At 26.0% G+C, this 7,290-nt stretch carries 8 protein-coding genes; all 8 read right to left on the bottom strand.

From position 1 onward, the window contains the following. Window positions 1-311: 311 nt before the first annotated feature. Window positions 312-731: an iron-sulfur cluster assembly scaffold protein gene (locus OL66_RS02065; RefSeq protein ID WP_238568800.1), complete on the bottom strand. Its 420-nt coding sequence runs from the start codon at window positions 729-731 to the stop codon at window positions 312-314. 217 nt (window positions 732-948) lie between these two features. Next, on the bottom strand, window positions 949-1,245 hold the full coding sequence (locus OL66_RS04330; RefSeq protein ID WP_238568799.1) for a hypothetical protein: 297 nt from the start codon (window positions 1,243-1,245) through the stop codon (window positions 949-951). Next, a complete protein-coding gene (locus tag OL66_RS04325) occupies window positions 1,214-1,657 on the bottom strand; it encodes a hypothetical protein (protein ID WP_238568798.1) in 444 nt (147 codons plus the stop codon). Before OL66_RS04325 ends, OL66_RS04330 begins: the two co-directional genes overlap by 32 nt. Window positions 1,658-1,780: 123 nt before the next feature. Next, window positions 1,781-2,074: a hypothetical protein gene (locus tag OL66_RS04320; protein WP_238568797.1), complete on the bottom strand. Its 294-nt coding sequence runs from the start codon at window positions 2,072-2,074 to the stop codon at window positions 1,781-1,783. A 62-nt stretch (window positions 2,075-2,136) separates the two neighbouring features. Further along, window positions 2,137-2,643, bottom strand: a complete 507-nt coding sequence (locus OL66_RS04315) for a hypothetical protein (protein WP_238568796.1) — start codon at window positions 2,641-2,643, stop codon at window positions 2,137-2,139. A 455-nt stretch (window positions 2,644-3,098) separates the two neighbouring features. Further along, complete coding sequence (locus tag OL66_RS02050) at window positions 3,099-4,610, bottom strand: ABC transporter ATP-binding protein (protein WP_034172267.1); 1,512 nt, start codon at window positions 4,608-4,610, stop codon at window positions 3,099-3,101. A 135-nt stretch (window positions 4,611-4,745) separates the two neighbouring features. Then, window positions 4,746-5,930, bottom strand: a complete 1,185-nt coding sequence (locus OL66_RS02045) for a hypothetical protein (RefSeq protein WP_238568795.1) — start codon at window positions 5,928-5,930, stop codon at window positions 4,746-4,748. A gap of 427 nt (window positions 5,931-6,357) precedes the next feature. Further along, window positions 6,358-7,290, bottom strand: a 933-nt coding sequence (locus OL66_RS02040; RefSeq protein WP_034172266.1) for a metal ABC transporter permease, incomplete at its 5' end; no start/stop codon positions are given.

Here is a 7,290-nt window from a genome sequence, read left to right as displayed (position 1 = left end):
CTTTGGTATTTAGATAATATTGATTGCAAATTAACATCTTTACAAGAATTTTTACAAAAAACCACCACCCAAACATTTACAAAACCCATCCCTGTTTTAGAAAGAAAAGGGTTTTATAAATCATTAGATTTAGATCAAAATAATGATGATGAATAATTTTGTTTTCTTAATTACAAAAAATAGTGAGTTTGAAAATGCATTTCATAATAAAAAAAGACCGTTTTTAAACGGTCTTTTTTGTTGTAATAATCATTATTTATTATCTATTTTATTTTTGTTATAATATGAAATATTAAAAGTTTTGTAATAAATTATCCAAGTAAGAATTCTTGCAAAGTTTGCCAAGGCAACAAAACACAATTAATTTTACCTGGCAATTGATAAACTATATCAAATGATTTTAGATCAGAATTAAGCAAAGTGCTGTCATAAGTTTGATTTTGTACCATAGCCATAAAATGATTAATTTTATTTAAGGCTTGTGTTTTGGTTAAATGTTGCAAATAAACTGACATAACACTGGCAGAAGCAACACAAATAGAACAAACATTAGCTTCATATTTAATATCTATAATTTTATTGTTATCACACTTTAATTGAATAATAACTTTATCACCACAATAAGAAGTTTGCTTTTCAAATGGAATATAGCCTGGAAGTCGAAAATCGGTTTGATTTTGTGGATTGTGATAATGTTTCATAATTATTTCGTGTTTTTTAGCATCAAACATTTTATTTCTTTCTGGCACTTATAATACAAAATATGTGAATAATTTGATTATAACCATTTTTGTTGAATTTGTTCTCTTAACTCATTCTGGTCTTTTACCATAATATAATCCTGAGTTGTGCCACCATGTAAAAATTGTACTTTTCTATAATGAGTGTCATTTAAAACTTTTTTAAGGATTGTAACTTTGGGAGTTGTCTCGGTTCCTGTTTTAGCAGCTAAAATAACAGCATAAGATAAAAAAAATCTTCTTGAGGTTCAATATTTTCTTCTTTGCCTAAACCAATAGAACCGACTCTTACAAAATTACTATCTCTCATCATACCAGGACAATTAATTGCAAGATCATATTTTTGAGTATCTTGAAATTTTTGAGGAATTTCTAAAAGATGCGAAGTTTTAATAAATTCAAAATCATAAATGTTTTTGAAACCCTTTAAGGATAGATTAAAACCTTTTTCTTTGATGGTCTGTTCGCTTACTTCAACGAGTCCTAATTTTTTGAGCAAAATCACAAGGAGCTATGTGCAATTCATTAAAAAGGGCGTACAAAACACGTAAATGTTTGTGTTTTTTAACATCTTCCAAAGTTTTGAGTCCTAAAGTATTTGCTTTGTGGACGTATAATACATATTTAGGATGAAATAAGGGGCTTACCATTGTTAAAGGCATTGTTAAAGGCAAAGTTCCTTCTTTGGTTTTATAAATTTGATTATATCCTTGCATAGTATGAAAATTATTACCAATATTATCATCAATCAAACCTTGTTTTAAGGCGTCATTACCTGACAATTGATATTGGGCTTGAACTTCTTGTTCGCTTAAAATCTCTAATTTAGCGTTGTATTGTAAAAAATCATCTTTAATTTCAACAAGAGCATCAAGTACTCTTTGAAAAGGGCTTGCAATTTTAATTATTTGTTCCATTGTTAATTCCTTTTTTGTTTTTGCTTTATAATGTTGTTTTTAATTTGGGGATGGTATTGTTTGTAGAATTGAAAAAATGGCAATATTAATAAACTAAAATATTTTTACTATCTATTTGAAATTTTAATGTTGTAGCCATAATTCTTTGATATGTTTAGTAGTTTTTTCTGGGTCTTTAACCATAACATAATCTTGTTGGGCGCCACCTTCTTGTAAATGAAATGCTTTTACTTGAGGATTATTTAAAATGGCTTTAAGAGTTTTTATCTGTTCGCTATCTTTATGACTTTTCAAACAAGAAAGTCCAATAGCATAAGAGGCAATAAAATCATCTGTTGGTTCTTCGTTGCCTTCAATGGTAGCTCCAATGCGGACAAAATCAGGATAAGGATTCATAAAAGCAGGCCAGTTCGCCATAAGATCGTATTTTTGAGGATTTTGGGCAAATTTATCAGGAATTTGAGAAGCCTTAATAAATTCTAAATTGTAAGGATTTTGCAGGTCTTCAAAAGAAATGCCAAACTTTTTTTCTTGTAATACTTTGGATCAATTTTAATTAAACCTAATTTATTTAACAAAACCAAAGAACGAGGAGTATCGCAAGGACAAATATAAGAAAAAGTCACAGCTAAAAGAACTTTTAAATTAGAATGTTTTTTAACATATTCTAAATCTTTCAAAACAGGATTGCGATTTTTATTAATATAAAGGCCATATTTAGAATAATAAAAGGCTTGAACATATTCAAACATTTCTTTATTGTTAGTTTTTAAAATTTCGTTGTGATAATTAAGAACGTGAATATTAAAATATATTAGACCATCAGCTTTGCCAGAAGAAATTAAATCTGTTCCTTCTGTATAATAATTTACCTTAGTAACTTGGAGGTCAATACCGTCTTTTTTGACTAAATCACGAGCTTTATTGAGGGTATTTACAACTGATTGCAAAGGGCTTGAAACTTTAATAATTTGGGGAGTTTGCATAAATTTCAAACCTTTCTCAAGCAAATAAATAATTTATTTAAATTTAAGGATTTGAATGCAACGAAGCTATTAGAAATATTTTAATGGGTAGTATAAATAAAAAATAAATTCATAATATTTTTAGTAATGGTTAAAGCGTTGCAAAACAATTAATTTAAATTTTTCATAAATTAAAATAGATAGATTGCAGTAAATAAAATTGGCATTATCTAACTAAATTATACAACAAAAGTAGTCAAATAAAATAATATTTTTAGTAATTTTTAGTTGGTAATTAATTTTAGTTGGTGTTTGATTGCTTGAAAAAATTATATTATATATAAATAACTTGGTGAATGCATGAAATGATAGCAATTTAGTCGATAAAAATAAAAAAGACCAACTTAAAGTTGATCTTAAATATTATATTAAAATTTGATTGTCTTAATGCTTAATAAATGAAATGGTTCAAAAAATTATGCTTTGGGAACAGTTAAAATAATAGTTAAAGGATTTTTTTTTAAGACTTTTTTTAATTGTTTTTTGATTGAAACATGATTTAAGAAAAAAGGATAAGCAAAAGCTAAAGCAAAAAATAAAACTATATTTACCAAAAATAAATAAAGAGGCATAAATTCTTTTAAAGATGAGTAAAGGGTGTGCAAATACTTTAAAAAGAATTCTAATTTGCCTTGCAAAGAAGCTGATATTGCCATGAATAAAACAAATATCAAAAAGAATAAAGGAATTCCCAAAAATTGAATAATAACTATTTTTATATTTAAATGATGAAATATTTTGTGAATATCTCGATCAGAAACCCCTAAAGATTTTAGAATGCCAATATCTTTGTTTTTTAAGGTGATAATATTTCTCATATGAATAATCATTTGATAAAAAGATATACCTAAAAAATATATGTGAAATAATAAAGGTGCTAATAACAACCAAAATGTTTTGGTTTTGGCTTGACTTTCTGGTGTGACATAACCTAAATTACAAAGCCAAAGAAACCTATTTAAAAATATTAAAAAAGAAAGAGTTAAGAATAAAGTAACATTACTAGATGTAGAAATGTTTTTAAAAGCTAATTTCTTATTATTTTTTAAAATATTTTGAGTTACTAAAAGAGCTGTTTGTTTGGAAATATGAGTTTGTACTAAAGGCAAATGCATTGCTTGATGTTGAGAACTATAATTTTCATTTGCCAAAGTGGGTGCAAAATCTAGTTCCATAGCATTATTTTTTTGTTTTAATAAATTAGCAACTTCTTCTTGGGTATAAGTTTTATTTTGTAATATTTGGGGTTTATCAGTGGAAGCTTTAGTTACTTTTTTAGTAAGGTCTTTTGCAATTTGACCATCAGCAAATTCAATAATGCGGTCTGCATATTTATAAGCACTTTGGGTATCATGAGAAACTATAACAACTAAGGTATCTTTTGATATTTGTTTTAAACATTCAAAGATTTTTTGTCCTGTTTTTTCATCTAAATTACCAGTAGGTTCGTCTGCCAAAATCATTTTAGGATTTTTAATTAAAGCACGAGCAATACTTACTCTTTGTTTTTGTCCTCCTGAAAGTTGATTAGGATAGCGAGTTTCTAGACCATCCAATTCTACTTGTTTTAATATTTGTTGTATTTTCCAATTATCTACTTGTTTTGATTGTAGTGCACAAGCCATTTGAATATTTTCAAAAACTGTTAAATTATCTAATAAATTATATTCTTGGAAAACAAATCCTAAAAAATAATTGCGATAAGCATCTAGTTCGAATGAAGCAAATTCATTAATGTTTCGTCCTAAAACTGTAATATTTCCCTTAGTGGGTTTGTCAAGCCCTCCTATGAGATTCAATAAAGTAGACTTACCAGAACCTGATTTACCAATAATAAAAACTAATCCTTTTTGAGGCAATTGAAAAGAAACATTTTCAAGGACTTCTGTATTTTGAAATTTTTTAAATAAATGGTTAATTTTTAACATAAAAATTAATCTCCTTTTTTTTCGTATGAAATTGAAATAAAAACACTAATAATGTAATATTTAAGAAATAATAATAGCAAATGATGTAAAATAAATTATTGTTTTTGCTTATTTATTATTTAAGAATAAAAAAGTTTATTTTGTTTTATTTAAGGTAACTTTTTTACTTATTTGTGGTTTTTTAATTTGATTTTTTTTAATTTTTTTAATTATAAACCAGTAAAGAAATGTAATAACTAAAGCAGTAAAAGCAACAGCAGCGGTAATAACTTGAAATATGTGGCCTTTAACTGCATCTGTAGCTTTTTGAGGAACATCTTTTTTAGCTTGTTCTACTTTATTTTGAAGTTTTTCCTCAGCTTTATTGCTTATATATTGAGCTAATCTGTTTGTTAAATTAGAAGCTATTGTTTTAACATCATTACTTTTTTCTCCTAAACACCAACCAAGCAATTTAGTTGCAAATTTATGATTATTTAGAAAATTTTTAATAGCAGGTATTTCTTCTTGTGAATTTAAATCAGAAGGTGTAGGAGTGACATCAGCATTAGCAGAAGGCCAAAAATTATTAATTTTATCTTTAATAGATGCCCAAAGAATTTTATATTCTTGTACATCATTTATATTTTGTAATTTATTCCAATCTTCTTTTACTTGTTTAACTTTTTGTAAATTATCCAACGCAGTTTTATAAGCTTCTTTTAAGGGTTGAGGAGTTTGATTATCCACAAAAGGAAAAAAACTTATAAAAGATTGCCACCAAGTTGGAGAAGGTTTTAATAAATTGGAAGCTTCTTGAAACTTATTTTCTTTTAAATTGTTTTCTACTTCTTTATATTGTTGTTCCGCTTTTTTATATGCTTCATCAGATTCTAACATATTTTTTAATGTTTCGTCTTGTTGGGTTAATTCTTTAATTTGTTCTTTTGTTTCTTCAATGGCAGTTATTTCTTCTTGTATTTGGTTTAATAATTGTGTGTCAATATTTTCAGGGGCTTTAGTTTCTGGCAATGTATTATAAATAGCTGTTCCAACTTCTTTGACTTTATTCCACAACCAAGAACCACACCCTTCTTTTTGTTCTTCTTGCTTTTCTTCTTTTGGTTTATTTAATTGATTATCTTTTGCATCATTTTGATCTTTATTATTCCCCTTATTTGCACTTTCTTCTTTCTGTGCATAAACAACATTATTATTAAAATAAGGATTTTTCTTCTTAAAAAAACTAAAACTACAAACATTAAAAACTATAAAAATAAAAAAATTAACTAAATTTAATATTAATGCTAAACATAATATTTTTTTACCTATAAATTTCATCGTTTTACTCCTTAGTTTTATAGGACATTTAAGTATTACATTAAATGTTATGATAAGATATTTTATTGTCATTATAATTTATTTTAGTTTTTTCTAAGTTAAACAAATAAATTAATTTTTTTGATAATTATGGTTTTGCGGTGCAAAGTTAAAAATAATTCATGATGTTTTTGGTGATAATAAAGTGTTGATATAAAATAGGAAAGTGTTGTTCCTAATTTCTATATACTTATAAATGCTACCATATTTATTATAACTTAATTTTATAAAACAAAATCAAATTTGTGATGTTGGTAAGCTAAAAAAATACCTTAGCAAAGGGTTAATTTTTTTTATTTAAGTGTTTTAAAATTCTTTCAATATGATAAAAATCATTATAAATATGATAAAACCCACTTTATTGAAGTTGTTTGTTGGGTGTAGGTTTTTATATCCAAAGAGCAATTTTTTCTTCTAAAATATAGTTTCCTGAATCATTTAGTATTACTTGATTTTGCTTTATTTGAATATAGCCTTTTTTTAAAGCATTATTAAGACATTTATTATAACGAGATAAAGACCATTTTAGATCTTTATAAATCTCTTGAAAATGGTTTTTTTGTAATTGATCTTGATGATTTTTGAGATGAATTAGTAAAGAAATAATCATAAATTCTTTTTTTTGCAAATTATTTTTAATCATTTTGGCAACAATTCCAGTTTTAGGGGCTAAGAAGAAAAAAAGCAAAAAGTTCACTAAATTCATAAAAGCAATTAATCCTGATACTGGTAAATTAAGTCCAATTGCCAAATAATAACCAAGACTAGAATTCACAAATGCAAACCATAAAGAAAGCAAAAAGCTATTATATAGATTCTTAGTAACTAAAAGAGATGTAGCAGCAGGTCCAATCATACAAGAAATTACCATAATAGAACCAACTACATCAAAAGAAATAACAGCTGTCATAGAAACTAAAAACATCAATAAATAATTAATTAAAGTAGTGGAAAAGCCGAGGATTACAGCAAGAGTAGGGTCGAAAATATAGATTTTTAATTCTTTATAAAAGAAAAGCACAAACAACAAATTAAGACATAAAAGAGGAATAATTTTTTTGAGTTGTTTAATGTGGGTAAGTTCAATATTGCCTAAAAAAACAGCATCAGTATCTAAATGTTCGTGTCTTGTATAAAGACTTATCAAAATAATTGCTACCGAAAAGAAAAAAGTAAACACAATCCCAATAGAAGCATCTTTGGTAACTTTAGAATGTTTGCCTAAAAGTTCTACCATATAAGTTGTAAGCACACCTAATAAAGCAGCTCCCATAATTAAAAGAGGGGAATTAAGATTTTTAACTACTAAAAAAGCTACAAC

The organism is Chrysanthemum yellows phytoplasma (genome assembly GCF_000803325.1).
GTDB classification, from domain to species: domain Bacteria; phylum Bacillota_I; class Bacilli_A; order Acholeplasmatales; family Acholeplasmataceae; genus Phytoplasma; species Phytoplasma asteris.
The sequence above is the reverse complement of the archived record's forward strand: the minus strand, read 5'-3'. Positions and strand labels throughout refer to the sequence as shown.

Coding starts and splice junctions, on each gene's coding strand:
- OL66_RS02065 (WP_238568800.1), bottom strand. CDS start 731: ATGTTTGATGCTAAAAAACACGAAATAATTATGAAACATTATCACAAT.
- OL66_RS04325 (WP_238568798.1), bottom strand. CDS start 1,657: ATGGAACAAATAATTAAAATTGCAAGCCCTTTTCAAAGAGTACTTGAT.
- OL66_RS04320 (WP_238568797.1), bottom strand. CDS start 2,074: ATGGCGAACTGGCCTGCTTTTATGAATCCTTATCCTGATTTTGTCCGC.
- OL66_RS04315 (WP_238568796.1), bottom strand. CDS start 2,643: ATGCAAACTCCCCAAATTATTAAAGTTTCAAGCCCTTTGCAATCAGTT.
- OL66_RS02050 (WP_034172267.1), bottom strand. CDS start 4,610: ATGTTAAAAATTAACCATTTATTTAAAAAATTTCAAAATACAGAAGTC.
- OL66_RS02045 (WP_238568795.1), bottom strand. CDS start 5,930: ATGAAATTTATAGGTAAAAAAATATTATGTTTAGCATTAATATTAAAT.